The sequence below is a fragment of the Curtobacterium guangdongense genome, from assembly GCF_049341845.1.
GTDB lineage: Bacteria > Actinomycetota > Actinomycetes > Actinomycetales > Microbacteriaceae > Curtobacterium > Curtobacterium guangdongense.
In genome coordinates, this window is the sequence record NZ_JBMPIT010000007.1 from 1 (window position 1) to 25,849 (window position 25,849).

The 25,849-nt window shown below is 70.6% G+C and carries 21 protein-coding genes; 12 read left to right on the forward strand and 9 right to left on the reverse strand.

From position 1 onward, the window contains the following. Together ACO0E1_RS12030 and ACO0E1_RS12035 are read right to left on the reverse strand one after the other, a co-directional pair. On the reverse strand, positions 1–670 hold a 670-nt coding region (locus ACO0E1_RS12030; RefSeq protein WP_422874403.1), incomplete at its 3' end, for a hypothetical protein. A gap of 213 nt (positions 671–883) precedes the next feature. Further along, the gene (locus tag ACO0E1_RS12035) at positions 884–1,726 is read right to left on the reverse strand and encodes a helix-turn-helix transcriptional regulator (RefSeq protein WP_422874404.1); all 843 of its coding nucleotides are present in this window, start codon (positions 1,724–1,726) and stop codon (positions 884–886) included. 123 nt (positions 1,727–1,849) lie between these two features. Between ACO0E1_RS12035 and ACO0E1_RS12040 the strand changes: the two genes are divergently transcribed. The 3 genes from ACO0E1_RS12040 to ACO0E1_RS12050 are packed head-to-tail and all read left to right on the forward strand — an operon-like array spanning position 1,850 to position 4,166. Further along, positions 1,850–2,830 carry an SDR family oxidoreductase gene (locus ACO0E1_RS12040; protein ID WP_422874405.1) on the forward strand — a complete coding sequence of 327 codons (981 nt, stop codon included), beginning with the start codon at positions 1,850–1,852 and terminating at the stop codon, positions 2,828–2,830. Continuing rightward, positions 2,827–3,297 (forward strand): VOC family protein, encoded by a 471-nt coding sequence (locus ACO0E1_RS12045; protein WP_422874406.1) that lies wholly within the window; start codon positions 2,827–2,829, stop codon positions 3,295–3,297. The genes ACO0E1_RS12040 and ACO0E1_RS12045 overlap by 4 nt, the downstream gene beginning before the upstream one ends. A 50-nt stretch (positions 3,298–3,347) precedes the next feature. After that, positions 3,348–4,166 carry an SDR family oxidoreductase gene (locus ACO0E1_RS12050; RefSeq protein ID WP_422874407.1) on the forward strand — a complete coding sequence of 273 codons (819 nt, stop codon included), beginning with the start codon at positions 3,348–3,350 and terminating at the stop codon, positions 4,164–4,166. A gap of 26 nt (positions 4,167–4,192) precedes the next feature. Here the strand turns inward: ACO0E1_RS12050 and ACO0E1_RS12055 are convergent, their stop codons facing one another. The 5 genes from ACO0E1_RS12055 to ACO0E1_RS12075 all read right to left on the reverse strand — a co-directional run bounded on the left by ACO0E1_RS12055 (position 4,193) and on the right by ACO0E1_RS12075 (position 9,462). Continuing rightward, positions 4,193–4,846 (reverse strand): hypothetical protein, encoded by a 654-nt coding sequence (locus ACO0E1_RS12055; RefSeq protein ID WP_422874408.1) that lies wholly within the window; start codon positions 4,844–4,846, stop codon positions 4,193–4,195. Then, positions 4,843–6,177 (reverse strand): flavin monoamine oxidase family protein, encoded by a 1,335-nt coding sequence (locus tag ACO0E1_RS12060; protein ID WP_422874409.1) that lies wholly within the window; start codon positions 6,175–6,177, stop codon positions 4,843–4,845. Before ACO0E1_RS12060 ends, ACO0E1_RS12055 begins: the two co-directional genes overlap by 4 nt. After that, positions 6,177–7,538, reverse strand: a complete 1,362-nt coding sequence (locus tag ACO0E1_RS12065; RefSeq protein ID WP_422874410.1) for an NAD(P)/FAD-dependent oxidoreductase — start codon at positions 7,536–7,538, stop codon at positions 6,177–6,179. The genes ACO0E1_RS12060 and ACO0E1_RS12065 overlap by 1 nt, the downstream gene beginning before the upstream one ends. Before the next feature lie 2 nt (positions 7,539–7,540). After that, on the reverse strand, positions 7,541–8,872 hold the full coding sequence (locus ACO0E1_RS12070) for an aspartate aminotransferase family protein (RefSeq protein WP_422874707.1): 1,332 nt from the start codon (positions 8,870–8,872) through the stop codon (positions 7,541–7,543). Between the two features lie 107 nt (positions 8,873–8,979). Beyond that, positions 8,980–9,462 carry an Lrp/AsnC family transcriptional regulator gene (locus ACO0E1_RS12075; protein ID WP_056120925.1) on the reverse strand — a complete coding sequence of 161 codons (483 nt, stop codon included), beginning with the start codon at positions 9,460–9,462 and terminating at the stop codon, positions 8,980–8,982. A 113-nt stretch (positions 9,463–9,575) separates the two neighbouring features. Here ACO0E1_RS12075 and ACO0E1_RS12080 point away from each other — a divergent pair, with 113 nt between their 5' ends. The 6 genes from ACO0E1_RS12080 to ACO0E1_RS12105 all read left to right on the forward strand — a co-directional run bounded on the left by ACO0E1_RS12080 (position 9,576) and on the right by ACO0E1_RS12105 (position 16,521). Next, positions 9,576–11,027 (forward strand): gamma-aminobutyraldehyde dehydrogenase, encoded by a 1,452-nt coding sequence (locus ACO0E1_RS12080; protein ID WP_422874411.1) that lies wholly within the window; start codon positions 9,576–9,578, stop codon positions 11,025–11,027. A 33-nt stretch (positions 11,028–11,060) separates the two neighbouring features. After that, on the forward strand, positions 11,061–12,248 hold the full coding sequence (locus ACO0E1_RS12085) for an ABC transporter ATP-binding protein (protein ID WP_281266346.1): 1,188 nt from the start codon (positions 11,061–11,063) through the stop codon (positions 12,246–12,248). Next, the gene (locus tag ACO0E1_RS12090; RefSeq protein ID WP_422874412.1) at positions 12,245–13,456 is read left to right on the forward strand and encodes an ABC transporter substrate-binding protein; all 1,212 of its coding nucleotides are present in this window, start codon (positions 12,245–12,247) and stop codon (positions 13,454–13,456) included. Before ACO0E1_RS12085 ends, ACO0E1_RS12090 begins: the two co-directional genes overlap by 4 nt. Then, positions 13,453–14,373, forward strand: a complete 921-nt coding sequence (locus tag ACO0E1_RS12095) for an ABC transporter permease (protein WP_422874413.1) — start codon at positions 13,453–13,455, stop codon at positions 14,371–14,373. Before ACO0E1_RS12090 ends, ACO0E1_RS12095 begins: the two co-directional genes overlap by 4 nt. Continuing rightward, positions 14,370–15,191, forward strand: a complete 822-nt coding sequence (locus ACO0E1_RS12100; RefSeq protein WP_422874414.1) for an ABC transporter permease — start codon at positions 14,370–14,372, stop codon at positions 15,189–15,191. The genes ACO0E1_RS12095 and ACO0E1_RS12100 overlap by 4 nt, the downstream gene beginning before the upstream one ends. 466 nt (positions 15,192–15,657) lie before the next feature. Further along, the gene (locus ACO0E1_RS12105) at positions 15,658–16,521 is read left to right on the forward strand and encodes an NUDIX hydrolase (RefSeq protein WP_422874415.1); all 864 of its coding nucleotides are present in this window, start codon (positions 15,658–15,660) and stop codon (positions 16,519–16,521) included. Here ACO0E1_RS12105 and ACO0E1_RS12110 read toward each other — a convergent pair. Continuing rightward, complete coding sequence (locus ACO0E1_RS12110; RefSeq protein WP_422874416.1) at positions 16,508–18,097, reverse strand: GMC family oxidoreductase; 1,590 nt, start codon at positions 18,095–18,097, stop codon at positions 16,508–16,510. The genes ACO0E1_RS12105 and ACO0E1_RS12110 overlap by 14 nt on opposite strands. Continuing rightward, a complete protein-coding gene (locus ACO0E1_RS12115) occupies positions 18,094–19,443 on the reverse strand; it encodes an alpha/beta fold hydrolase (RefSeq protein ID WP_422874417.1) in 1,350 nt (449 codons plus the stop codon). Before ACO0E1_RS12115 ends, ACO0E1_RS12110 begins: the two co-directional genes overlap by 4 nt. Positions 19,444–19,529: 86 nt before the next feature. Between ACO0E1_RS12115 and ACO0E1_RS12120 the strand changes: the two genes are divergently transcribed. Genes ACO0E1_RS12120 through ACO0E1_RS12130 form a run of 3 tightly spaced genes read left to right on the forward strand, consistent with a single transcriptional unit; the run spans position 19,530 to position 25,827 of the window. Then, positions 19,530–22,082: a glutamate--cysteine ligase gene (locus tag ACO0E1_RS12120; protein WP_422874418.1), complete on the forward strand. Its 2,553-nt coding sequence runs from the start codon at positions 19,530–19,532 to the stop codon at positions 22,080–22,082. Further along, positions 22,082–23,884 (forward strand): N-acetylglutaminylglutamine amidotransferase, encoded by a 1,803-nt coding sequence (locus ACO0E1_RS12125; protein WP_422874419.1) that lies wholly within the window; start codon positions 22,082–22,084, stop codon positions 23,882–23,884. Before ACO0E1_RS12120 ends, ACO0E1_RS12125 begins: the two co-directional genes overlap by 1 nt. Then, complete coding sequence (locus tag ACO0E1_RS12130; RefSeq protein ID WP_422874420.1) at positions 23,881–25,827, forward strand: S9 family peptidase; 1,947 nt, start codon at positions 23,881–23,883, stop codon at positions 25,825–25,827. The genes ACO0E1_RS12125 and ACO0E1_RS12130 overlap by 4 nt, the downstream gene beginning before the upstream one ends. The last annotated feature ends 22 nt before the right edge of the window (positions 25,828–25,849 follow it).

Here is a 25,849-nt window from a genome sequence, read left to right on the forward strand (position 1 = left end):
CACCGCCACCATCACCGCCAAGATCAAGTAACACCCCGCGCCAGAAGCGCACCGCACCACACAACGGACACAGCACCCCGCTATCGCGGGGTGCTGTGTCCGTTCCGCGGTGCAGCGGGACCGACTCACCATGCGCGACTCGGTTCCGAAGCCGTCGGAGCGTCTCCAACTGTTTGCCGATCGCGATCCGTCCGGCATCGTCACCGGGGGCGTTCGGGAAAGCGTGGCGGAGGGTGTCGCGCCAGAGGCGTTGCTGCCGTCCCGCGGACTCTGTGCGCGAGACGGGGCGGATCAGCTTCACCCAAGCGCCGAACATCAGTTGCGCCACGACATCGTCGTGCGTCGCTCCTTCACCGCTCCGCTGATGACGCGTCCCGCGTTCCGCGGCAGCGACAGACGCGCGGCTCCGTGCGTCGGCGAGCTGTCGTCGGAGGAGTGTGTAGACCGCCTCCGGCGTCGCGCCCTCAGTGGTCCAGTCGGACAGGGAGCCGTCGAGCAGGGCAAGCTCGCCGAGCCGGGTGTCGATGGCGTTGCGCACCGCGATCTCGACGAACGACAGTTGCGCGTGCAGTGCGCCGGCGAGTTGCGTCGCCCAGAGGTAGAGGTCGCCAGCTCGTGCAAGGTCTCCACCGGTGACTGATGCGTACGTGCGCAGGCGGGCCGCTCCCAAGAGGGCAGCCAGCGCCGGTTGACTCGCTGGTCCCGAAACCGTAGCGTGGTCCTCACGAGCGTCGGGCACGGACCGGCGTGCATACCTCGAAACCCCCTCGCATCGCGAGGGGGTTTCTGTTTGCGGTGGTCCGTCCATCGTTCCGTCGACCATCCGGCAACGCTACGAGGCCGGTGTGCCGGAGGGAATCGCAAGTGTGATCGGCTCCGCGGTTCAGCGAGCAGCGGTGGTCGTGCCGATGACCGAGAGCAGCCGGAGTCGCTCAGCAGTCACGCTGCCCGGCTCGGCGGTGTGCACGAGGAGCACGTGCGACTGCTCGGGGTCGTGCAGCACCTGGCAGTGCAACGTCAGCTCCCCGACCTCGGGGTGGACGTACCGCTTGACCTCGCGCGGACGGACCCCGACCTCGTGCAGCGCCCAGACCTCCCGGAACTCGGCGCTCCTCGCGAGCAGGGTGTCCGCGAGGTGCGCCGCCCGCGACCCGGGACCGCGCCGAGCGACGACCTCTCGGAGACCGGACGCGTACATCCGGGACATGAAGGCGTGGTCTTCGACCGGGTAGAGCTCCCGGACCTCCGTCTGGGTGAACCACCGGAACCCGGAGCTCCGCGCGTCGCCGGTGTACCGCGAGTGGTCGCCGACGAGCGCCACGCCGAGCGGTGTCTGCCGCAGGGTCTCGCCGACCTCGTTCGACACCTCGGCCGCGGTGTCGACGAGGCTGTCGAGGATCCGCATCATCCCCGGGGACACGTGGTCGCAGCCCACGCTCCGCGTCGGTGGTTCGTGCCCGGCCAGACGGAACAGGTGGTCGCGCTCGTCGATCGTCAGCCGGAGGCCCTGCGCGATCGCGGCGAGCATCTGCTCCGACGGCTGTGGGCCGCGTTCGCGTTCGAGTCGCGCGTAGTAGTCCGTCGACATGTTCGCGAGCAGGGCCGCCTCCTCGCGACGGAGCCCGGCGGTCCGCCGACGCTGTCCACGCGGCAGCCCGACGTCCTCCGGTTGCAGGGCATGCCGGCGACCACGGAGGAAGTCCGCCAGTGCGCTTCGATCGATCACGTCGTCATCCTCTCGCGACGCGCCCGTCCGAGCCACGGATCGTCAGGCCGTGGATGTCGTGCACGGGGTCGGCGCATGCTCGACCGAGGCGCCACGAGGTGCCGCGAACGAGGAGACGACACGATGCCACGCACCCACGACGACGTCACGATCCCCGACCTCACCGGCCGACGGGCCCTGGTCACCGGCGCCAGCGACGGCATCGGTCTCGGCATCGCCACCCGGCTGGCCGCTGCCGGCGCCGAGGTCGTGATGCCGGTCCGCAACCGGCGGAAGGGCGAGGCCGCCGTCGACCGCATCAGGCAACAGCACCCGCACGCCGCGCTGCGGCTGGAGGAGATGGACCTGTCGTCGCTGACCTCCGTGGCGACACTCACCGATCGCCTCCGCTCGCAGGGCGACCCCCTGCACCTGCTGATCGGCAACGCGGGCGTGATGACGCCACCGGAGCGGCAGGAGACGGAGGACGGCTTCGAACTGCAGTTCGGCACGAACCACCTCGGGCACTTCGCGCTCGTCGGTCAGCTCCTCCCGCTCCTGCGAGCCGGCAGCGCACGCGTGGTGATGCAGACGAGCATCGCGGCCCGACAGGCCCGGATCGGCTGGGACGACCTCCAGTCCGAACGTCCCTACGACGGCAACCGCGCCTACGCGGCGTCGAAGCTCGCCTGCGCACTCGTCGGGTTCGAGCTCAGCAGACGGAGTCGAGCGGGTGGTTGGGGCATCACGAGTGCGGTGAGCCACCCGGGTGTCGCACCGACGAGTCTCCTGGCCGCCCGTCCGGAAGTCGGGCGAACGCAGGACACGACCGCGGTCCGGGTCATCCGGTGGTTGTCGTCACGCGGGCTCCTCGTCGGGACCATCGACTCCGCCGGGCAGCCCGCACTGCTCGCCGCGACGGGTGCCGACCTGGACGGCGCCTTCACCGGTCCGCGGTGGCCGGGTGGGCTCGGTGGACCGGCAGCCCGGCGCGAGCCATGGGCGCCGATGCGCGACGAACCGGCGGCGGCCCGACTGTGGACCGTCTCCGAGGAGCTCAGCGGTGTCCGGTTCCCGGAGCCGACCGGACGCGACCAGGAGCCCCGGCCGATGATGGGGGGATGAACGATCCCATCGTCGTGCCGCTCGGCTTCTCGCACGTGCGGCTCACCGTCACCGACATCCACCGGAGCAAGGCCTTCTACGAGCTGCTGTTCGGCATGCCGCCCGGGAGCGACTTCAGCGACCAGTTCGACGACCCGACGATCCACGACGACCCGTGGCGGACCTACGGCGGGTGCTCGTTCACCTTCGGCGGCCAGACCCTCGGACTGCGTCCGGTGGCGGAGTCGGGTGACCGGTTCGATCCCGACCGCGTCGGCCTCGACCACGTGTCCTTCCGGGTCGGATCGGTCGACGACCTGCACGATGCGGTGTCGCGGCTCGACGAGGCGGGCATCGAGCACGGTGCGGTGACGGACCTCCCGCCGTTCGGTCTCGTGATCCTGTCCGTACAGGATCCCGACGACGTGAACCTGGAGTTCGCCGCGCCCCGTCCGAAAGACGCGTCCGTCACCCGGACCTCCAGCTGATTCGGAAGGCGTCGGCGTTGCGTGACCGGCGTCAGACAACAGGAGGACACATGAGCACGACCTGGTTCATCACCGGCGCGTCGAAGGGCTTCGGCCGCGAGTGGGCCGAAGCCGCCCTCGAGCGCGGGGACTCCGTCGCCGGCACCGCACGGAACCCCGACGACGTGCAGGCGCTCGTCGAGCAGTACCCCGACACGTTCCTCGGCATCCAGCTCGACGTCACCGACCGCTCGGCCGACTTCACCGCCGTGCAGCGTGCAGCCGACCACTTCGGCTCCCTCGACGTCGTCGTGAACAACGCCGGCTACGGCCACTTTGGCATGGTCGAGGAGCTCACCGAGGACGAGGTCCGTGCCCAGCTCGAGACGAACCTGTTCGGCGCGCTGTGGGTCACGCAGGCGGCGCTGCCGATCATGCGCGAGCAGGGTTCGGGGCACATCATCCAGGTGTCGAGCATCGGTGGCATCAGCGCGTTCCCGACCGTCGGCGCGTACCACGCGTCGAAGTGGGCGCTCGAGGGCCTCTCGCAGTCGCTGGCGCAAGAGGTCGCCGACTTCGGCATCCACGTCACCCTCATCGAGCCCGGTGGGTTCTCCACCGACTGGTCCGGCCCGTCGTCGAAGCAGAGCGAACCGATCGACGCCTACGCCGACGTGCGCGAGGCGGCCTCGAATCGCCCGTCGGCGTCGGACCCGGGCAAGCCCGAGGCGACCCGCTCGGCGATCCTCAAGGTCGTCGACGCGGATCAGCCGCCGCTGCGGGTCTTCTTCGGCAAGGCGCCGCTCGGCATCGCGGAGAAGGACTACGAGTCGCGTCTGGCGACCTGGCGGGAGTGGCAGCCCGTGTCCGAGGAGGCACACGGCGCCTGACACGGAACGAGCGAGCAGGCCACCGGTCAGGCGATGATGTTGACCGCGCGCGAGATGACCAGGGCCATCAGGATGAACCCGCCGACGGACTGGTAGGCCATGATCATCTTCGCGCGGACGGTCATCGGCATCGTGTCGGTCGGGCTGAACGCCACCATGTTCGTGAGCGCCACGTAGAGGTAGTCGAGGTACACCGGACGCCACGCGGCGGTGCGGGAGTCGGTCTCCTGCGGGAACTGGAAGTCCGCCTCGTCGGACTCCCAGAGCCCCGGACGCCGTCGTGCGACCGGCCCGCCGCGGTCGAGCTCCCAGTAGACGAGCCCGAACGCGATGATGCTGCTCACCCACACCTGGAGCGCGGTGAGCAGCACGGCCCCGCCGTCCGCATGGCCGACGAGGAGCTCCATCACCGTCCGGATGACGGTGAGCTGGTTCGCGACCGTGAGCATGATCGCGAGCCCGACCGACAGCCATCTCGACCACGTCGTCTCGCGGGACAGCCGCCGCGGGTTGAACACGATAAGGGGCACGAGCAACAGGACACCGAGGAGCGGCACGACCCACGACGGGAAGAACAGCACCCGGCTCGGCAGGAGCAGCGCGAGCGCGAGGTTGACGAGGATCGCGGCGGCGACCGGGAAGCGGTGCTCGTGCTGGTGTCTGACCTTCGACGGGCTCACGCGCCGAGTGTAGAGGCCAGCTCGTCCGCCGGGACCTCCCGTCCGAGGATGCGCGACGCCGCTCGCAACCCGGACAGCAGCGCCCCGTGCACGGTCGCGGGGTCGTCGCCCCACGTCGCCTCGCCCGCGAGCTGCACGCGACCGACGGGTGTCCCGAGCAGGTCGTGGTCGTCAGGCGACGAGCCGACGTGCAGGTACGAGTACGACCCCTTCGCGAACGGGTCCGCCGCCCACCGGGTGATGCGCACGGCCTCGGGCTCCGGCACCGATGGGCCGAACAGCAACCGCAGGGCCGCCAGCCCCTCGGCGACGATCTCGGCGTCGGACAGCGTCTCGAGTCGACGTGCTCCGGAGCCGCCGACGAGCGCCGCCAGCACCGGCACCCCGGTCACGCGGGACATGTCGTACCAGGAGTGCCAGTCGACGCCGGCGTCCCCCTGCTGCCGGATCACCCAGGAGTGCCAGAACGCCGAGGGGAAGCGGAAGAACACCTTGTCGTAGACACCCATCCCGAGCCGGTCGAGCGCACCGGCGACGGGATCGGACAACGGCGGTGAGAACGTGATGTCCCCGGCCTTGAGGACCCCGAGCGGCACGGTCACGACCACCCGGGACGCGGACACGGACGACCCGTCGGCGAGGTCGACCCGGACGGACGACGGCGTGGTGGTCACCGCACGGACCACGGACGACAACCGGACGTCGAGCCCGGCGGACAGCCGGACGGCGTACTGCCCGTACCCGCCGGGGAACACGACCTCGTCCCCGGCGACGTGCTCCTCGTCGAGCCCGTGGGCGTCGAGGTCGGTGACGGGCGCGCCGCAGAGGTCCTCGGAGCGGTGCGCCATGTACTCGGTCACGCGATCCGCCCGTGAGCCGGTCCACCCGAGCGTCGACAGCACCGACGCGACGGCCGACGCGTAGGTGGTCCCCGGTGGCGAGGCGTCGACGACGGCAGGCAGGAGGTCGTCGACCGAGTGGAGGTCGGCCACCAGTGACGAACCCGACACCCGAGCACCGGACGGGTCGTGCCACGCGATCGGGCGCCCGTCGAACTGGAAGCTCCCGACCGTGAACTCCACGGTCTCGATCCCGAACGCCGACGCCAACGACCAGAGCGGGTTGCCCTCGACGCCGTGGATCCACGACGCCCCGAGGTCGACCGGCACCCCGAGCGCGGCGTCCGTCCAGGTGCGCCCGCCGATGCGGTTGCGGGCCTCGAGCACGACGACCCGCTGCCCGCCGAGCGCGAGTGCCCGCGCAGCTGCGAGCCCGGAGACCCCGGCACCGATCACCACGACGTCGAACGCCGACGGAGGAACGACCGCCATCAGTGCCCAGTCACCTTCGAGCGCATCCGGGCGGCCACGCTCGGTCGTCCGGTCAGTCGTTCCTCGCGATCGGCGATGTCCGTCGCCACGAGTCCGGCGTTCGCCCCGAGGAACCGCAACGGCTCCGGCTCCCAGTCCGGTGAGTGGTGCCCGACCCATGGCAGCGACGTCAGGTCGGACGAGACTCCACGCACGAGGTCGGCCAGCGTCCGCCCCGCCAGGTTCGTCGTCGAGAGCCCGTCGCCGACGTACCCGCCGGCCGACCCCACGGAACCGTCCCAGGTCACCGAGGCGCACCAGTCGCGGGGTACCCCGATCGGGCCGCCCCACGTGTGCGTGACCCCGACGTCACCGACGTCGGGGAAGAGCTCGGCGAGCGTCGTGCGCAGGTGGCGGAACACCCTCGGCACCCGGTCGTACGAGTTCCGGATCGTGGAACCCCAGTGGTACCGGGCTCCGCGGCCGCCGAACGCGAACCGGTCGTCCGCGGTGCGCTGTCCGTAGATCAACAGGTGCCGGTAGTCCGAGAACGTCTGCCCGTGCTCCAGCCCGATCCGCCCCCACGCCGCCTCGGACAGCGGCTCGGTCGCGATCATCAGCGAGTACAGCGGCATGATCCGCCGCCTGGTCTGCGGCATCGTCGCCCCGTAGCCCTCGAGCGCGACGACGACCGCGCCGGCCGAGACGGTCCCGGAGGTGGTGACCACACGCCCTGGAGCCCACGACACGGCGGGCGTGCGCTCCGCGATCACGACGCCACGGGCCTCCAGTGCGGCCGCCAGGCCACGGACCAACGCGGCCGGCTGCAGGCGCGCGCAGTCCGGGGTGAACGCGACCCCGACGGAACCGGCGGCGTCGCCGGGGCGCGCGGACCGGTAGTCCATGTCGTCGCCGAAGGCGGCGGACGCGTCGACCTCTGCGCGAGCTGCGCGGTCCTGCACCGCCGATCGCGCGTAGAGCACGGTGCCGCCCTTGACGAAGTCGCAGTCGATCCCGGCATCGTCCGCTGCGCGGCCGACCTCGTCGACCGTGTCCCGCATCGCCCGCCGCATGGCGAGTGCCGCGTCACGGCCGGCGTGCTCGGCGATCTCCGCCGCTTCGCGCGGGAAGAGCGCCGAGCACCACCCGCCGTTCCGTCCGGAGGCGCCGAATCCGGCGATCTCCTTCTCGACGACGACGATCTGGAGGCTCGGGTCGGCCTGGTGCAGGTACCACGCGGTCCAGAGACCGGTCAGTCCACCGCCGATGACACAGACGTCCGCCGAGCGGTCGCCGTCGAGCGGCGGCCGAGGCGTCAGGTCGTCGCGGCCGGAGGCCACGAGCTGGTCCATCCAGAACGAGACCCGCCGGTAGCCGGACACGGTCAGATCTTCGACGATGCCTCGGACAGGACGCTCCGCAGGATCGAGGTGATCTCGCGGAACTCCGGCTGCCCGATGGTCAACGGCGGAGCGAGCTGCACGACGGGGTCGCCACGGTCGTCGGCGCGGCAGTACAGCCCCGCGTCGAACAGCGCCTTCGACAGGAACCCGCGGAGCAGGCGCTCGGACTCGTCGTCGTCGAACGTGGTCTTCGTGGCCTTGTCCTTGACGAGCTCGATGCCGTAGAAGTACCCGGCACCGCGGACGTCGCCGACGATCGGCAGGTCGAGCAGGGTGTCGAGTTCGGCGCGGAAGAGCGGGGCGTTCTGCTGGACGTTCTGCAGCAGCCCCTCTTCCTCGAAGATGTCGAGGTTCTCCATGGCGACGGCGGCGGAGACCGGGTGCCCGCCGAACGTGTACCCGTGGTAGAAGGTCGTGTCGCCCTCGGCGAACGGCTCGAAGATCCTGTCGCTGATGATCGTCGCGCCGATGGGGGAGTACCCGGAGGTCATCGCCTTCGCGCACGTGATCATGTCCGGGACGAAGCCGTACGTGTCGCAGGCGAACATCGTGCCGATGCGACCGAACGCGCAGATGACCTCGTCCGAGACGAGCAGCACGTCGTACTCGTCACAGATCTCACGCACCCGCTGGAAGTACCCGGGCGGCGGGGTGAAGCAGCCGCCGGAGTTCTGCACCGGTTCGAGGAAGACGGCCGCGACGGTGTCCGGCCCCTCGAACTCGATCATCTCGCGGATGCGCTCGGCCGCCCAGTACCCGAACTCCTCCTCGCTCTGCCCGGCGAAACCCATCTCGTCGGCGCGGTAGTAGTTCGTGTTCGGCACACGGAGGCCGCCGGGGGTCAGCGGCTCGAACATCTGCTTCATCGCGGGGATGCCGGTGATCGCGAGGGCGCCCTGCGGGGTGCCGTGGTAGGCGACCGCGCGGGAGATCACCTTGTGCTTCATCGGCTTGCCGCGGAGCTTCCAGTAGTACTTCGCGAGCTTGAACGCCGTCTCGACCGCTTCGCCGCCGCCGGTGGAGAAGAACACCTTGTTGAGGTCACCAGGGGCGTGGTCGGCCAGGCGGTCGGCGAGCTCGATCGCCGCGGGGTGCGCGTACGACCAGATCGGGAAGAAGCTCAGCGTCTCGGCCTGCTTGGCGGCCATCTCGGCCAGGCGCTTCCGTCCGTGGCCGGCGGCGACGACGAACAGGCCGGAGAGTCCGTCGATGTAGCCCTTGCCGTGGCTGTCGTAGACGTGGTGGCCCTCGCCGCGGACCATGATCGGGACCTCGGCACCCGCTTGGTTCGCACCGTGCCGGGCGAAGTGCATCCAGAGGTGGTCGCGGGACTTGCGCTGCAGGTCCTCGTTGTCGACCGGTGCGAACGGGTCGTAGGAGCCGAGTCGCGTGGGCTGTTCGGTCTTCTGGTCGGAGATGGTCATCGCGTTCCCCAGTCGTAGAGCTGTTTGCGGAGTTGCAGGTAGACGAAGGTCTCGGTGCCGGTCACGCCGGGGATGGCCCGGATCGTCCCGTTGAGCAGTTCGATGAGGTCGTCGTCGTCCTCGCAGACGACCTCCACCATGAGGTCGAAGCTGCCGGCGGTCATCACGAGGTAGTCGACCGCCGCCAGTTGCTCGAGTGCGTCGGCGACCTTGCGGGTGTCGCCGTTCACACGGATGCCGATCATCGCCTGCCGGTGGAACCCGAGCTGCATGGGGTCGGTGACCGCGACGATCTGCATGACGCCGGTCTCGGTGAGCTTCTGCACGCGCTGCCGGACCGCCGCCTCGCTGAGACCGACCGCCTTGCCGATCTCGCCGTACGGACGGCGCCCGTCTGCCTGGAGTTGCTCGATGATCCGCTTGGAGATGTCGTCGATCGGTCCCGGACGTCGTGGTGCTGCCGCCATGCCGGACAGCATGGCAGTGCATTCCGGGGGAAAGCAAGGGAATCCGTTGTGAACACCGTGTTTCGCGACGATTTCCGTTGTTACAAGTCTTCCGAACGAGCGGTTTCCGTGCCAGTATCGCCGCCATGCTGGACAGCACGAAGACGGCGTCGGACACGGCGACCCGTGACCTCCGGAACTTCGTCGGGGGCGAGTGGACCCCGTCCGGGACGAACACGTCGTTCGGCTTGGTGGACCCGACGACCGAGGCCGAATACGGCATCTCGCCGATCTCCACCGCCGCTGACGTCGACGCCGCCTTCTCGGCAGCGAGCGCCGCGTTCGACACGTGGCGCCGCACGACCCCGGGGGAGCGCCAGCTCGCACTGTTCCGGATCGCCGACGCGGTGGAGGCCCGCGCGGACGAGTTCGCGGACCTCGAGTCGCAGGACACCGGGAAGCCCCGCGCCACCCTGGTCGAGGACGAGGTCATGCTCTCCGTCGACCAGATCCGCTTCTTCGCCGGCGCCGCGAGGAACCTCGAGGGCCGGAGCGCCGGCGAGTACCTGGCCGACCACACGTCCTTCGTCCGGCGCGAGCCCATCGGCGTCGTGGCCCAGGTCACCCCGTGGAACTACCCGCTCAACATGGCGGTGTGGAAGATCGCCCCCGCGCTCGCCGCCGGCAACACCACCGTCCTGAAGCCGAGCGACACGACACCGCTCTCCACGCTGCTGCTCGCCGAGGTCGCCGCGGAGTTCCTGCCGCCGGGGGTCCTCAACGTCGTACTGGGTGACCACTCCACCGGCGCTGCGATGATCGACCACCCGACCCCGCAGCTCGTGTCCATCACCGGGTCGGTCCGCGCGGGCATGGCGGTCGCCCGAGCCGCGGCCGGTGACCTCAAGCGCACGCACCTCGAACTCGGCGGCAAGGCCCCCGTGATCGTGTTCGACGACGCCGACATCCCCTCCGCGGTGGCCGGCATCGTCGCCGCCGGGTTCTTCAACGCCGGGCAGGACTGCACCGCGGCCACCCGGCTCCTGGTGCAGAAGGGCATCCACGACGAGTTCGTGGCGGCGCTCGCCGAGGAAGCCCGGACGAACGCGAGGACCGGCACGGACGGGTACTTCGGGCCGGTCAACAACGTGAACCAGCTCACGCACGTGCAGGACTTCCTCGACACGCTCCCCGACCACGCGACGATCGAGCTCGGTGGCCACCGGGTCGGCGACGTCGGGTACTTCCACGAGGCGACGATCGTCTCCGGGCTGCGGCAGGACGACCGCATCGTCCAGCAGGAGGTGTTCGGCCCCGTGCAGACCGTCCAGCGCTTCCGCACCGAGGCCGAAGCGCTGCGTGCCGCGAACGACGTCGAGTACGGCCTGGCGAGCTCGGTGTGGACGACCGACCACGCCAGGGCGATGCGCTTCGCCCGTGACCTCGACTTCGGGTGCGTGTGGATCAACACGCACATCCCGATCGTCGCCGAGATGCCGCACGGGGGCTTCAAGCACTCCGGCTACGGCAAGGACCTCTCCCAGTACGGGTTCGACGACTACACCCGCATCAAGCACGTCATGTCGTACATCGGCTGACCCTGACCCCCGCACCGAGCAGCAGGAGGCACCATGGCAACGACCGGCACCTTCGCCGAATCCGGAGCAGATCTCCGGCTCGAGCAGATCACGAAGTCCTTCCCCGGACACACCGCGGTCGACGCCCTCGACCTCACCGTGCCCGCCGGGTCGTTCTTCGCGCTCCTCGGGCCGTCCGGCTGCGGGAAGACCACCACGCTGCGCCTCGTCGCCGGCCTCGAGGAACCGACGAGCGGCAGCATCCTGCTCGGCGGGAAGGACGTCACCGACACGAAGCCGTACCAGCGGCCGGTCAACACCGTCTTCCAGAACTACGCGCTGTTCCCGCACATGAGCGTGCTCGACAACGTCGCGTTCGGCCTGAAGCGTCGGCGCATCCCCGACCCGATGACGAAGGCACGGGAGGCCCTGCACCTCGTGGAGCTCGACTCGTCCGCGTCGAAGCGACCGGCACAGCTCTCCGGCGGCATGCAGCAGCGCGTCGCCCTGGCCCGCGCGATCGTGAACCGCCCGGCACTGCTGCTCCTCGACGAACCGCTCGGCGCCCTCGACCTGAAGCTCCGGCACCAGATGCAGCTCGAACTCAAGACGATCCAGGCCGAGGTCGGGCTCACCTTCCTGCACGTCACGCACGACCAGGAAGAAGCGATGACGATGGCCGACACCGTCGCCGTCATGAACGGTGGCCGGATCGAGCAGATGGGCAGCCCCCAGGACCTCTACGAGCTGCCCCGCACGGCGTTCGTCGCGAACTTCCTCGGCCAGTCGAACCTGCTCGAGGGCGAGGTCCGGGGCACCGAGGGCGAGCTGCTCGTGGTCGCCACCGCGGCGGGCACCATCGCGGTCCCGACGGCGCGTGCGGTCGCGACCAGCGGTCGCGTGGTCGTGGGCGTCCGTCCCGAGAAGCTCAAGATCCGCACCGCGGAGCCGTCGCACGAAGCGGGACGCAACATCCTCGGACCCGGTCGCGTGGTCGACGTCTCGTTCTCCGGCGTCAGCACGCAGTACCTCGTCGACGTGCCGGGGGCCGGCCGCGTCTCCGTCTTCGCGCAGAACACGAAGGGCGGGCCCCGCATCGCCACGGGCACCGAGGTCTGGCTCACCTGGGGCGTCGACCACGGCTTCGGTCTGGAGGCTCCCATCGCGTCCGACGCGAGCGTCACCACCCAGCCCGCACCGGGCCTCCAGGCCGAGACCGCCACCGCAGGTGCGGTCGCGTGAACGCCGGGCCGGACCTGGTGCGCGGACTGACGTCCGCGCGGGTGAGCCGACGCGGGTTCCTGGCCGGCGGTGGCGCGGCGGCGGTCGCCGCCCTGCTGGCGGGGTGCAGCATCAAGGGCTCCGCGGCCTCGCTCGAGGAGCACCCCGTCGACTGGACCGCGTTCTGGAAGGACGCGAAGGCGACCAAGGAGCTCAACTTCGCCAACTGGCCGCTCTACATCGACTCCGACCACGGCAAGTCCGAGTCCCTCGCGCTCTTCAAGCAGGAGACGGGGATCGCGGTCGACTACCAGGCGGTGATCCAGGACAACGCGACGTTCTACGCGACCGTCTCACCGATCCTGCGCGCACAGGGTGCGACCGGCTACGACCTCGTCGTCATGACGAACGGGTACGAGCTCACCGAGATGATCAAGAACGGCTTCGTGTGCGAGCTCGACCACACGCGGTTGCCGAACTTCGCGAAGTACGCGTCCGACTCGGTGAAGAACCCGAACTACGACCCGGACAACAAGCACTCGGTCGTCTGGCAGACCGGATTCACCGGGCTCGCGTACAACCCGAAGTACACCGGGCGGAAGATCACGTCCTTCCAGGACCTCCTCGACCCGGCCTTCACGGGCCGCGTCGGATTGATGAGCGACAACACCGAGCTCGGCTCCCTGGCGTTGCTCGCCCTCGGCATCGCCCCGGAGACGTCGACCCCCGCCGACTGGCGCAAGGCCCAGGCGTGGCTCAGGAAGCTCCGCCCGAGCGTCACCGGGTTCTACGACCAGAGCTACATCAACCGGCTCGAGAACGGCGACACCTGGATCACCCAGGCGTGGTCGGGCGACGTGTTCCAGGCGCAGCAGTCCGGGTTCCCCGACCTGGAGTTCGTCACGCCGGATGAGGGGCAGATGACCTGGCACGACAACATGCTCATCCCGCGGCAGGCGTCGAACCCGGTGTCGGCGCTGTCCTGGATGGACTTCTACTACACGCCGAAGATCGCGGGGATCGTCGAGGACTACGTCAACTACGTGTGTCCGGTGCCCGCGGCCGAGGACTACGTCAGGAACCAGCTCGACGACAAGACGGTGGCGGACAGCCCGCTGGTGTTCCCCGACGCCTCGGTCCTCGAGAAGTCGCACGAGTTCCGGGTGTTCGAGAACTACGACGAGTACTCCGAGTGGAACGGCATCTTCAACGCGGTGGTGCAGTCGTGACCGCGCTCGGGGTCGCTCCCGGGGTCGGTCTCGACCCGGCGCCGGTCCGTCGCGGTCGTCGCCGCAGCACGCCGTTCCTGCTCGCGCTGGTCGGGACCGCCTACCTCTGCGTGTTCTTCGTCATCCCGCTCGTGTCCGGGCTCATCGTCTCGCTCATGTCGGGCAACCCGGACGACGGCTACACGTTCACGTGGAACTTCGGGATCTACTCGTCCCTGTTCGTGGACCCGCAGGTGCCCTACCTGACGTTCCTGCTCCGGTCGCTCTGGTACGGCTTCGCTGCGACGCTGGTGACCATCATCGTGGGTTACCCCGTGGCGTACTTCATCGCGTTCCGGGTGTCACCGCGGTGGAAGAACCCGCTCCTGATGCTCGTGTTCGTGAGCTTCCTCGTGTCGTTCATCATCCGCACCGACATGTGGGCGTTCGTGCTCGCGTCGCAGGGGCCCGTCGTCACGTTCCTGCAGGGGATCGGGCTCGCGGGCAAGGACTTCCACATCCTCGGTACCGGGGGCGCGGTGATCTTCGGTGACGCGTACAACGACCTCGCCTTCATGGTGCTGCCGATCTACGCGGCGCTCGAACGCATCGACCCGAGACTCGGCGAAGCCGCTCACGACCTCTACGCGGGGCGGTTCCGGGCGTTCTGGCACACCACGCTGCCCCTGTCGCGTGCCGGCATCTTCGCCGGGGTCCTGCTCGTGTTCATCGACTGCGTGGGGGACCCGGTGAACTCGGCGCTCCTCGGCGGCACGAACACGTACACGATCGGGCAGGCCATCCAGGACGCCTACTCCGGCAACCAGCAGTACAACGTCGCCGCTGCCCTGTCGACCGTGCTCATGGTCGTGCTCGGCATCATCCTGTTCATCTACGCCCGGGTCTCCGGCACCGACGACCTCGAGGACCTCGTATGACCGCCGTCGCACCGCGCCGTCACGGCGTGAACCGTCGTGGGCCCTGGCTCGCCATCGTCTACTGGGTGGTCATCGCGATCACCCTCGTACCGATCGTCTACATGATCGTGTACTCGTTCAACGACGCCCCCACCAACCGGCTGACCTTCGCGTGGAACGGCTTCACGACGTACTGGTACGCCAACCTCGTGAACGTCTCGGGGCTCGGCTCCGCGTTCGTCACGTCGGTCGTCATCGCGTTCCTCGCGGCGATCGTCTCGGTCGCGATCGGGCTCCCGCTCGCCCTGGCGCTCGAGCGCTACAAGTTCTTCGGGCGCGGGGCCGTCAACGCCGTCGTGTTCGCGGACATCGCGGCGCCGTCGATCGTCGTCGGCTCCGCGTCGCTGTCGTTCTTCCTGTCGATCGGGCTCGGCACCGGATTCCTCACGGTGCTGCTCACCCACGTGGCGTTCGACGTCGCGTACGTCGTCGTCGTGCTCCGAGGGCGGATCGCCGGGACGTCGCGTGCGCTCGAGGAGGCCGCCGGCGACCTCGGCGCGACGCCGTTCCAGGCGTTCCGGCTCGTCACGCTGCCGCTGCTCGCGCCGGGGATGCTCGCCGCAGGGCTGCTGGCGCTGGCGATGTCGATCGACGACTACGTGATCACGTCGTTCGTCGCCGGGCCCGCTGTCACCTTCCCGCTGTTCGTGTACGGCGCCGCGAAGGCCGGGATGCCGCCGCAGGTGCTGTGCTTCGGGACGCTGGTGTTCGCGGTGGGGCTGCTCGTCGCGCTGCTCAACGGGGCGCTCAACCGGCGCTTGTCCCGCACGCGCGGCTGATCCGACGCCCAGAACGCCGGAACGTGCCGCACCGATCGAGACCGGTGCGGCACGCCCTTGTCTCAGTCCTTCCGGACCAGGTCGACCAGGAGCCTGGCGAGGTTCACGAGCAAGCCCGCGACCCCCAACCAGAACACCCGACGCCCGGGCTTGGGATCGGTGTCGTTCGACATCGAGACCACCTCCGGTGTCAGCGCCGGCGGACACGAGGAGCGGGGACCGGGACAGGCGTGCAATCGGGCCGGGGCTCGATTACACTGGACCCGAGCGTTCAGACTCGGGAACGGATTGCGCCCGTCCTCGGCTTTCCACTCGGAGAGCAACCCGAAGCCCATCACCGTTGGCGCGGTGGTGGGCTTCACGCTTGCCCCAGGACCACGACCCGGCGGTGTCGGGATCCACGCGACCAGCCTACGTGGAATGTCACCGGACACCAGGCTCCGCGATGATCTCGTACGCTCGATCGATGGACGCCATCGAGGTCGACGAGCGCGACAGCACCTGGGAAGACCACCACCCGCACTTCCGGGTGTACGTCCAGGAGCGTGCCGGCGAAGTCTTCACCACCGAGACAACCGATCTCACCGGCGGCGATGTGCTCCAAGCGATCGACTGGGCGCAGCGTCGGGCCGCGGTACACACCGACGCCGTCTGGGCACTCGCACTGGTCGGCCGGGACAGCCGTGCACTCCGCGGACTGACGTGGCTCGTCGGCATGGACGCGAACGACCCGCCGTCAGACGAGCACGAGATCGACCTGCGTCTTCGGATGACCGCCAGGACGACCACGCCGGTGGGTGTCCCCTCCCGCGACCAGTGGGAACCGGACCGGTCGGCCGCTACGGTCGTGCACGCGAACCCGTGGTTCACCGTCACGGAGACGATCGACGACTCGGAGCGGAGCTGGTTCCGACTCCGCTCGGCGGAGAGCGTCATCGTCGTCGCGTCGATCGACGATCGGCTCGTCTTCGTGCACGGCGTCCGTGACACCACCGGACCAGAGCCGCGTTACGAGTTGCCGTCGGGCGCGATCGACCCCGAAGACGACTCCGCGGCGAATGCTGCCGCCCGGGAGGTCCTCGAAGAGACGGGTGCAGTCTGCGACGAACTCGTCGAGGTCGGGACGTTCGTGGCCGAACCGGGGGTGTCCGATGTCCGGACGCACGTGTTCGTCGGCACCGTCACCGAACGGCGCGGCGCCGCACTCGAGCCCGGCGAGGACTGGACCACCGTCGAGCTCGACCCCGCCGAGGTCGACGCAGCGATCGCCGCCGGCGCGGTCACCGACGGGGCGACCCTCGCCGCACTCCTGCTGCTCAGGCGGCGGTGAGGCGCGCCTCCGCCCGGTCGGCCGACGCGTCGTCGCGCAGCATGCGGTCGGCGGTGCGGAGTGACAGCGCCATGATCGTCAGCGCCGGGTTCGCGATGAGGGAACTCGGGAAGACGGAGTTGTCGACGATCCACATGTTCGGCACGTCCCACGAGCGGCCGGCCGCGTCCACGACGGAGCGCTCCGGGTCGGTGCCCATCCGCGCGGTCCCGACGGTGTGCGCGGTCCGGCCGAGCACGCGGACGTCGCGACCGCCGGCCGCCTCGACGATCGACGTCATGGTGCGGACGGCGTGCCGGGTGATCGCCTCCTCGTTCGCACCGGGGGAGAACGTCACGCGGGCCTTCGGCACCCCGTTCGCGTCCACCTCGTCGGAGAGCACGAGCCGGTTGTCGTCGTACGGCAGGCACTCCGCGTTGATGCCGACGCCGGCCATCTTCGGGTAGTCGCGCATCGCCCGGACGAGCACCGCGCCCCGCAGCCCGCCGCCCCGGACCATCGAGGTGGCGAGGGTGAGCGGCTGCGCGCCGAGGCTCTGGATCAGGTACCCACCGGCGAAGTCGGCGTCCACGGGACGGATGAAGTCCTCGGTGATGATCGACGACGGATACCCGCGGTACGAGCGCATCGACTCGTCGAACGTCGCCCAGACCTGGGTGGCCCCGTGCGCCGTGAAGTTCCGCCCGACCTGGCCGCTGCTGTTCGCCAGCCCGGTGTGCAGCAGGAGTCGCGGGGTCTCGATGCCACCGGCGGCGAGCACGAGCGACCGGGTCCGCTGCCGGTGGTCGCGACCGCCCTGTCGGTACACGACGGCCTCGACCGCACCGCTTGCGTCGAGCTCGATGCCGTGCACGAAGGCCTCGGCACGGATCTCCGCTCCGAACGCGACCGCGGCGGGCAGGTACGTGGTGTCCATCGACACCTTCGCGCCGTTCCGGCAGCCCTGGTGACAGGAACCGCAGGCGACGCACGCGTGCCGGAGGCCGTGGTGCTCCTGCATCCGGTCCTCGGTCGTCAAGCCGACGGGTGCATCCGTCGCGGTGATCCCGACGGCAGCGGCACCGCGCATCATCATGTCCGAGGACGCGTTGCGCGCCGGCGGCCCCATCCGGTAGCGACGGGCGGGGTCCCACGGGTAGTGCGCCGGGCCCGCGACGCCGACGTCGTGCTCGGCCTGCTCGATCCAGTGCACGAGTTCGGCGTGCTCGATCGGCCAGTCCTCGCCCTCGCCGGAGTCGGTGCGGAGCCGGATGTCGTGCTCGTTCGGACGCGGGGTGAACGCTCCCCAGTGCAGCGTCGATCCGCCGACGCCGGTCCCGCTGTTGTTCGGGCCGAACGCGGTCGGGGCGTCCCCGCCGCTGATGCGCTCGTCCATCCAGTTGATGTCACCGGGAGCCTCGACCTCGTCCGGGGTGAAACGTTCCGGGTCGGTGTTCGGGCCGGCCTCGAGCGCGACGACCCGCAGGCCCTTCCTGGCGAGGGTCGCGAGCAGCGGTGCGCCGCCCGCCCCGGTGCCGACGACGACCGCGTCGACGACCTCGTCCTCGTCGTACCGGCGCTGGTGGTCGAGTCTCATCGTGCTGCTCCCGTCGGTTCCCACGCTTCGCGCTGCCCGGCGGCGAGCAGCTGGAAGCCCTGCTTGCGGACGCCGTCGCCACCGTTGGCGAAGCCGTCGTAGTCGATCTCGGCCATCGTCGCCGGGTGTGCCGCCCACTGCTTGACGAGGTCCACCGCGGCGTCCTCGGCCCATGCCCGGAGCTGTTCTGCGTCGAACGGTCCGACCGCGGGAGTGTGTTCGCCAGCGGTGACGGCGTCGAGCACCGTGGTGAGGTGCTCGTCGCCCCGAGCGGCCTCCGGAGTGAGCGCGTCGAGTCCCGCGCGGTAGGCATCGACGTCGGCCGGCAATCCGTCCGGCCGCCACCCGTCGCCGAGCCCCGCTGCGAGTTGCGCGTCGACACGCAGCGCGAGGTCGATCGTCGTGTCGCCGGGCTGCGGGACGACGATCCTGGCCACCGCACGGAGCGTGTCGAGCTGGTCGACGCTGAGCGACGCGGGGGTCGCGGTGGGGTCGTCGGGCAGGGCACGGACGGCCAGGATGCCGCGGGTCCGCGCGCTGACACGTGGTGAGGCGATCACCCGGACGGTGGCCGGCGGGACGACCGGGCCGCCGGCGACCCGCCGCTCCCAGAAGTCCCGGATGCGCTCGGCCACCGCGTCGGGCTGCTCCCACGGCAGCAGGTGCGCGGCGTCCGGGACGACGTCGAGTTCGCCGGTCGTCCAGTGCGGCAGGTTCAGGGTGCGCTGCGCGTCCTCGCCGAGGTCACCGTCGGCAGCACCGGCCAGGATCAACGCCGGTACCGGGTTCGGCGGGAAGGTGGCCGACCAGTCCTCGCGGCTGCCGCGCACCAGCCAGTCCGTCCAGGCACGTGGGTCGGCCCGCTGCACGTCGTGCACAGCCATCGCGTGCGGTTCCGGCGCGAGCGGGGCGTCGACGTTCGCCGACACGAAGGTCTCGGCGTCGCTCGGACCGATCGGGCCGTCGGAAGCCCAGCCGAGCATCGTCGCGCGACGCTCCTCGTCCATGGGCTCCGGGGACAGCGGCGACGCCGCGAGGAGCACGACCGCGCGGAGCCCGAAGAGCCCGTTCGAGCCGTCGATCGTGCGGGAGGCGACGACCGAGGCGACCTTGCCGCCCATCGAGTGCCCGATGAGGACCCACTCGGTGGTGCCGCTCTGGCCGATGGCCCGCTCGACGTGCTCGGCCATCTCCTCGACGGTGGTCCCCGGCGCAGCGGACGAGCGGCCGAAGCCGGGCAGGTCGATGCCGACGAGGTCGAGGGTGCCCGCCAGGCGGGTACGGAGCGTGGCGAACTCCTCGGAACTGGACCCGAGGGCGTGCAGGCAGAACGCGGTTGCCGTCATCCTTCGTTTCTACGGCCCACGGTGGCCGTGTTCCCAGACGGGTGTACCCCCGTGCGCTCGACAGGTGCCATGGGTAGGTTCGGTGAATGAGTGCAGAGCTGACGCTCGGCGCCGAGGAAGAGCTGCACCTCATCGACCTCGAGTCCGGCCGACTTTCCGCGAAGGCCCCGCGCCTTCTGCCCAAACTCCCAGCAGACCGCTTCGGCGCAGAACTCCAGCGCACGACGATCGAGACGAACACCCCGGTGGTGACGACGCTCGACGATCTCCGACGGGTGATCGTCGACCTCCGGCAGGAGCTGGCGGGAGCGATCGCGCCGGCGGGTGTCACCATCGCCGCCGCCGGCACGGCCCCCAGGTCCGAGTACGCCGACTTCGAACTGACCTCCGGTGGCCGCTACGGCCGCATGCAGGAGCAGTACCGGATGCTCGTCGACGAACAACTCATCTGTGGACTGCAGGTGCACGTCGGCGTGAGCGACCGCGACCTGGCGGTGCAGATCGCCCAGCGCGTCGCGCCGACGCTCCCGGTCCTGTTGGCGCTGAGTGCGTCGAGTCCGTTCTGGAACGGCCAGGACACCGGGTACGCGTCCTTCCGGAGCATCATCTGGCAGCGCTGGCCGTCCGCCGGCAGCTTCGGCCGCGTCGAGAGCGCCGCCGAGTACGACAAGGTGCTCGAGGACCTCATCGCGTCCGGCGTGATCGCCGACAAGAAGATGGCCTACTTCGACGTCCGTCCGTCGTCGCACGCACCGACGCTCGAACTGCGGGTCTGCGACGCGACACCCGTGGTCGACGACGCGGTCCTCATCGCCGGGCTGTTCCGCGCCGCGGTCCGCAAGGCGGAGCTCGCGGTCGAGTCCGGCGCCGAGTGGCACCCCAGGAGCGAACCGCTGCACCGCGCGGCGATGTGGCAGGCCGCCCGCAGCGGGCTGAGCGGCGACTTGCTGGGGCTGGGGCAGCACCCGGAGCGACTGCCAGCGGAGATCGCCGTGCGCCAGCTCGTCTCGCGGCTCCGCCCCGAACTCGAGGAGCTCGGCGACTGGGGGACCGTGAGCGCCCTGCTCGAGGACACCCTCGCCCGGGGCAACTCCACCGACCGGCAGCGCACCGCGTACGCCGAGCGGGGGTCGCTCGACGACGTCGTGGCGCTCGTGGTCGAGGACACCGCCGGCACGCCGTCCGGACGGGACGACCACCCCGTCGTCGCGATCCCGTCGTACCGAGTCCGTGCCGGCGACGAGGCGGTCGGACCGGGTGCACGCCCCCGTCCCGCGTTCCGCGACCTGGCCGCGTTCTTCCGCGGCTGGGACGCCGAGACGACCATCGACCGCTGCACCGCCCGCGACGCCTGGACCCGGGAGCACGAGGTCGGCTTCGTGGTCGCCGGCGCCGTGCAGGACTTCGGCTGCGACCTCGTCCCGCGCACGGTCAGCGCCTACGAGTGGGACCAGCTCGCGAAGGGCCTCGGGCAGCGTGCCCGCGCGATCGAGCTCTTCCTCCGCGACGCGTACGGCGACCGACGGATCGTCGCGGACGGGGCGATGGACGAGCGCGACTTCGTCGGCCGCAACGGGTGGGACCCCGACGCGACCCGCCTGCCGAGGGACGCCGTCCGTGCCCCGGTGCTCGGCTTCGACCTCGTGCGGAACGAGTTCGGCGGCTGGCGGGTGCTCGAGGACAACGTGCGCTCGCCCTCCGGCGTGGCGTACGGCATCGCACTCCGCGAACTCATGGACGAGGTCGTCCCCGACGCGCCCCGGCCGGAACACCTGCGGGATCCGCACGGCGTCATGGACCGGATCGACCACACTCTCCGCACCAACGCGACCGCCGTCACCGGCGAACGCGAGCCGGTGCTGGCGCTGATCAGCGACGGCCCCGCCGCCGGCGCCTGGTACGAACACCGCAGGCTGTCCGACGGAGCCGGGATGCGCCTCCTGACCGAGTCGGACCTGGACGTCCGCGACGGACGCGTCGTCGAGGCGGCGACCGGTGACGTCCTGCACGCGCTCTACCTGCGGGTGGACCGCGACGCCAGCGCGCTCCGGAACGACCAGACGCCTGATCTCGGCGCGCGGATCCTCGACGCGGCCGAGGCCGGGCGCGTCTACCTGGCGAACGCGCCCGGCAACGCGCTCGTCGACGACAAGGCGATGTACGTCAACGTGCCCGACCTGATCTGGTACTACCTCGACGAGAAGCCGCTGCTCGAGTCGGTGCCGACCTACCGGACCAGCATCGAGGGCGAACGGATGTCCGTGCTCGACCGCGTCGGCGAGCTCGTGACGAAACCCGTCGACGGCGAGGGCGGCCGCGACGTCCTCATCGGGCCGGTCGCGAGCGCGCCGGAGGTCGCCGAGCGGCGACGTGCGATCGCCGCGGACCCCGCCGGGTGGGTCGGACAGGAGGTCGTCCAGCTCTCGTCGCACCCCACCATCGGTCCAGCCGGGCTCGACCCACGGCACGTGGACCTCCGCGCGTTCGTCTACCTGACGGGCACGGGTCCGGACGACACCCACCTGGCAGACGTCGCGCTCACCAGGGTCGCGCCGGAGGGCAGCCTCGTCGTGAACTCGTCGCGGGGTGGCGGCGCGAAGGACACGTGGATCGTCGGCACGGACCGGGAGGACAGCTGATGTGTGGACTCGCCGGCGAGATCCGGTTCGACGGGACGTCCCCCGACGTCGGGGCGGTCGCCCGGATGACCGGGTGCCTGGTGCACCGGGGGCCGGACGGCGACGGACTGTGGGCGCGTGGCCCGGTGGCGCTCGGGCACCGCCGGCTGTCGATCGTGGACCTGTCGACCGCGGGCGCGCAGCCGATGGTCGTCACACGCCTCGGCCTGACGATCGCCTACAACGGGATGGTCTACAACTACCGGGACCTCCGCGAGGAACTGCACGGCAAGGGCCACACGTTCGACTCGACGTCGGACACCGAGGTGATCGTCGCCGCCTACGCCGAGTGGGGCGAGTCGTTCGTCGACCACCTGATCGGGATGTTCGCCATCGCGATCTGGGAGCACGCCAGCGGTCGCCTCGTGCTCGCCCGGGACCGGCTCGGCATCAAGCCGCTCTACGTCGCCGAGGTCCCCGGCGGCGTCCGGTTCGCGAGCTCCCTGCCGGCGATCCTGGCCGGCGACGCGACGGGCGGTGGGCACAGCGTGGACACGTCCATCGACCCAGTCGCCTTCGCGTCCTACATGAGCTTCCACTCGATCGTCCCGGCGCCCCGCACGATCCTGTCCGGCGTCGGCAAGCTCCCGCCGGCGACCGTGCGGGTCTACGAGCCGTCGGGAGCGTTCCGCGACACGACGTACTGGCAGCCCCGGTTCGAGCGTGACCCCGCCCGTGCCGGTTGGTCGGACGAGGACTGGCAGCAGGCGTTCACGGCGTCGCTCCGCACCGCGGTCGAGCGCCGCATGGTCGCCGACGTCCCGGTCGGGGTGCTGCTCTCCGGCGGCATCGACTCCTCGCTCGTGGTCGCCCTGCTCGCCGAGGCCGGTCAGCAGGACCTCGCCACGTTCAGCATCGGCTTCGAGTCGGCCGGTGGTGAGTCCGGCGACGAGTTCGAGTACTCCGACGAGGTCGCCCGGCACTTCGGCACCGACCACCACCGCATCCGCATCCCCTCGTCACGCCTGCTCGACGGCATCGACGGGGCGATCCAGGCGATGAGTGAGCCGATGGTCAGCCACGACTGCGTCGCGTTCTACCTGCTCTCACAGGAGGTCTCGCAGCACGTCAAGGTCGTGCAGTCCGGGCAGGGTGCCGACGAGGTCCTCGGCGGGTACAGCTGGTATCCGCCGCTCGCTTCCGTGCCGAGGGACCAGGCGGCCGAGGCGTACCGGTCGGTGTTCATGGACCGGCGCTGGCCCGCCCTGCAGGGGTTGCTCGGGGAGCGCTGGCGGAGCGACGACGACACCCCGTCGGCGTTCGTGGACGCGGAGTTCGCGCGTCCCGGTGCGTCGACGAGCGTCGATGCGGCACTCCGCAGCGACACGACGATCATGCTCGTCGACGACCCGGTCAAGCGCGTCGACAACATGACGATGGCGTGGGGGCTCGAGGCCCGCGTGCCGTTCCTCGACCACGAGTTCGTCGAGTTCGCGGGCACGATCCCGCCGGAGCTCAAGCTCGCCGACGGCGGCAAGGGCGTGATGAAGCGCGCGGCGCGCGGCATCGTCCCCGACGCCGTGATCGACCGGACGAAGGGGTACTTCCCCGTACCGGCGATCCGGCAGCTGGAGGGCCCGTACCTGGAGCGCGTCCGCGAGGCGCTGCACGCCCCGGAGGCACGGGAACGCGGGCTCTTCGACGCAGGGGAGGTCGAGCGGATGCTCCGGGACCCGAACAGCACCAGGACCGAGATCGGCGCCAACGCGCTCTGGCAGCTCGGCCTGATCGAGATGTGGCTGCAGCACCAGGGGGTGCGGTGAGCCGGCCGGGAGGCTCGGAGCAGGTGGGCGCACCGGCGTCCGTCGCGCAGTCGGCCGAGACCAGGGCCGCGGTCGACCTGGGCGAGCGGCTCACCGCCGCCTGGGGCTCGTGGGGCCCGACCATGACGCGGAACGCGCGCCGGGTGGCGTTCGTCAGCGACCGGCACGGCACCCCCGAGGTCTTCGTGCAGGACGTGGTCGTCGACGGTCCACTGCCCGATCCCGTCCGCATCCGCCTGTCCGACGACCCGGTCATCCGGGTGACGTGGTCGTCCGACGGGGAGTGGCTCGCCGTCGCCATCGCGACCGACGGCGGCGTGAAGCAGCAGGTCTGGGTGGTCCGCCCCGACGGCAACGACGCCGCACAGATCGCCGGGTCGCGGTACCAGCACGCCGAACTCGGGCCGTGGAGTCGCAGTGGGCACCGCGTCGTGATCACGCTGCCGTCGACCGAGCCCGAGCAGCCCGCACGCTCGTACCTCGTCGACCCGGTGTCCGGGGATCGCGACGACCTCGCGGTCGGTGAACTCATCCACGTCCTCGACCTGTCGGTGGAGGAGCGGCTCGTGGTGCTGCGCGACGGCGCCCGCGGACACGAGTTCGTCGTGGTCGTGGACCGTCTCACCGACGAGAGCCACCCGCTCCTCACCGATCCGCCGGACGGTTCCGCCGAGATCGCGTTCCTGCGCCCCTCCCCGGCGAGCGAGACCAGTCCGCTCGTCGCCTACGTCGCGACCGAGGCCGGGCTGCCCCGCCGCGGGCTCGTCGCACAGCCGGTCGGGCCGCACGGGTGGCGTGGGAAGCCCCGCAGCATCATCGACCGCGACGACGCCGAGCTCGAGTTCCTCGACGCCGACGACGCCGGGCGCACGCTGCTGCTCGGCTGGAACGTCGACGGCCGCAGCGAGCTGGACCTCATCAACACGCACGACGCCTCGCGCACCCCCGTGCCGGACCTGCCCGGGTACGTCGTCACCGACCCGGTCCTCAGTCGTGACGGGCGGAGCGTGATCCTCGCCGTCGAGGGGCCGACGCGACCCCGGGAGCTGTGGCGTCTCGACACGAACGCGTTGACCTGGAGCCGGGTCACCGACGTCCCGGCGCTCCCGGACGTGCCGCTCGTCGAGCCGACGCTCGAGCGGTTCACCGCCCGTGACGGACTGGAGCTGACCGGGTGGCTGTACCGGGCGGTGGAGCCGGCCACGTCACAGGCCGACGCTCCTTCCGGGGCTGGCCACGAGCCTCCCCTCCGTGCAGCGATGCTGCACCTGCACGGCGGACCGGAGTCGCAGGAACGACCGACGTTCTCGCCGCAGCACCAGGCGCTCGCCGCAGCGGGGATCACGGTGTTCGCGCCGAACATCCGCGGGTCCAGCGGGTACGGGCGGGAGTTCGTGCACGCCGACGACCTCGGGCTGCGGTGGAACGCGCTCGCGGACGTCGTGGACTGCGCCCGGTTCCTCGTGACGAACGGGTACGCCGAGCGCGGGCGGGTCGCCGTCGAGGGCCGGTCGTACGGCGGGTACGCCACGATCGCCTCGCTCGCGTTCACGCCGGAGGTGTTCGCCGCCGGGGTGATGGTGTGCGGGATGAGCGACTTCGCGACGTTCTACCGGGACACCGAGCCGTGGATCGCCTCCGCCGCCGCGACGAAGTACGGGCACCCCGTGGACGACGCTGCACTGCTCGGATCACTGTCGCCGATGCGGGCGATCGACGACGTGACGGCGCCGCTGCTCGTCGTGCACGGGGAGCTCGACACGAACGTGCCGATCGGCGAGGCGCACCAGGTCGTCGACGCACTGCGTGGGCGATCGCACGACGTGTCGTACCTGGAGCTCGAGGGCGAGGGGCACGAGTACCGGCGGGCGTCCTCCCGAGCGCTCCTCGTGCGGACGATGGTGGAGTTCCTGGCGTCGCGGCTGGGGCCGTTCCGCGCGTAGGGGGCTCTTTCGCGCGTAGGAG

What these genes read in the sequence shown, in the direction of transcription:
- ACO0E1_RS12040 (WP_422874405.1), top strand. Translation starts at nt 1,850, where the DNA reads ATGCCACGCACCCACGACGACGTCACGATCCCCGACCTCACCGGCCGA.
- ACO0E1_RS12045 (WP_422874406.1), top strand. Translation starts at nt 2,827, where the DNA reads ATGAACGATCCCATCGTCGTGCCGCTCGGCTTCTCGCACGTGCGGCTC.
- ACO0E1_RS12050 (WP_422874407.1), top strand. Translation starts at nt 3,348, where the DNA reads ATGAGCACGACCTGGTTCATCACCGGCGCGTCGAAGGGCTTCGGCCGC.
- ACO0E1_RS12060 (WP_422874409.1), bottom strand. Translation starts at nt 6,177, where the DNA reads ATGGCGGTCGTTCCTCCGTCGGCGTTCGACGTCGTGGTGATCGGTGCC.
- ACO0E1_RS12070 (WP_422874707.1), bottom strand. Translation starts at nt 8,872, where the DNA reads ATGCACTTCGCCCGGCACGGTGCGAACCAAGCGGGTGCCGAGGTCCCG.
- ACO0E1_RS12075 (WP_056120925.1), bottom strand. Translation starts at nt 9,462, where the DNA reads ATGCTGTCCGGCATGGCGGCAGCACCACGACGTCCGGGACCGATCGAC.
- ACO0E1_RS12080 (WP_422874411.1), top strand. Translation starts at nt 9,576, where the DNA reads ATGCTGGACAGCACGAAGACGGCGTCGGACACGGCGACCCGTGACCTC.
- ACO0E1_RS12085 (WP_281266346.1), top strand. Translation starts at nt 11,061, where the DNA reads ATGGCAACGACCGGCACCTTCGCCGAATCCGGAGCAGATCTCCGGCTC.
- ACO0E1_RS12100 (WP_422874414.1), top strand. Translation starts at nt 14,370, where the DNA reads ATGACCGCCGTCGCACCGCGCCGTCACGGCGTGAACCGTCGTGGGCCC.
- ACO0E1_RS12105 (WP_422874415.1), top strand. Translation starts at nt 15,658, where the DNA reads ATGGACGCCATCGAGGTCGACGAGCGCGACAGCACCTGGGAAGACCAC.
- ACO0E1_RS12110 (WP_422874416.1), bottom strand. Translation starts at nt 18,097, where the DNA reads ATGAGACTCGACCACCAGCGCCGGTACGACGAGGACGAGGTCGTCGAC.
- ACO0E1_RS12115 (WP_422874417.1), bottom strand. Translation starts at nt 19,443, where the DNA reads ATGACGGCAACCGCGTTCTGCCTGCACGCCCTCGGGTCCAGTTCCGAG.
- ACO0E1_RS12120 (WP_422874418.1), top strand. Translation starts at nt 19,530, where the DNA reads ATGAGTGCAGAGCTGACGCTCGGCGCCGAGGAAGAGCTGCACCTCATC.
- ACO0E1_RS12125 (WP_422874419.1), top strand. Translation starts at nt 22,082, where the DNA reads ATGTGTGGACTCGCCGGCGAGATCCGGTTCGACGGGACGTCCCCCGAC.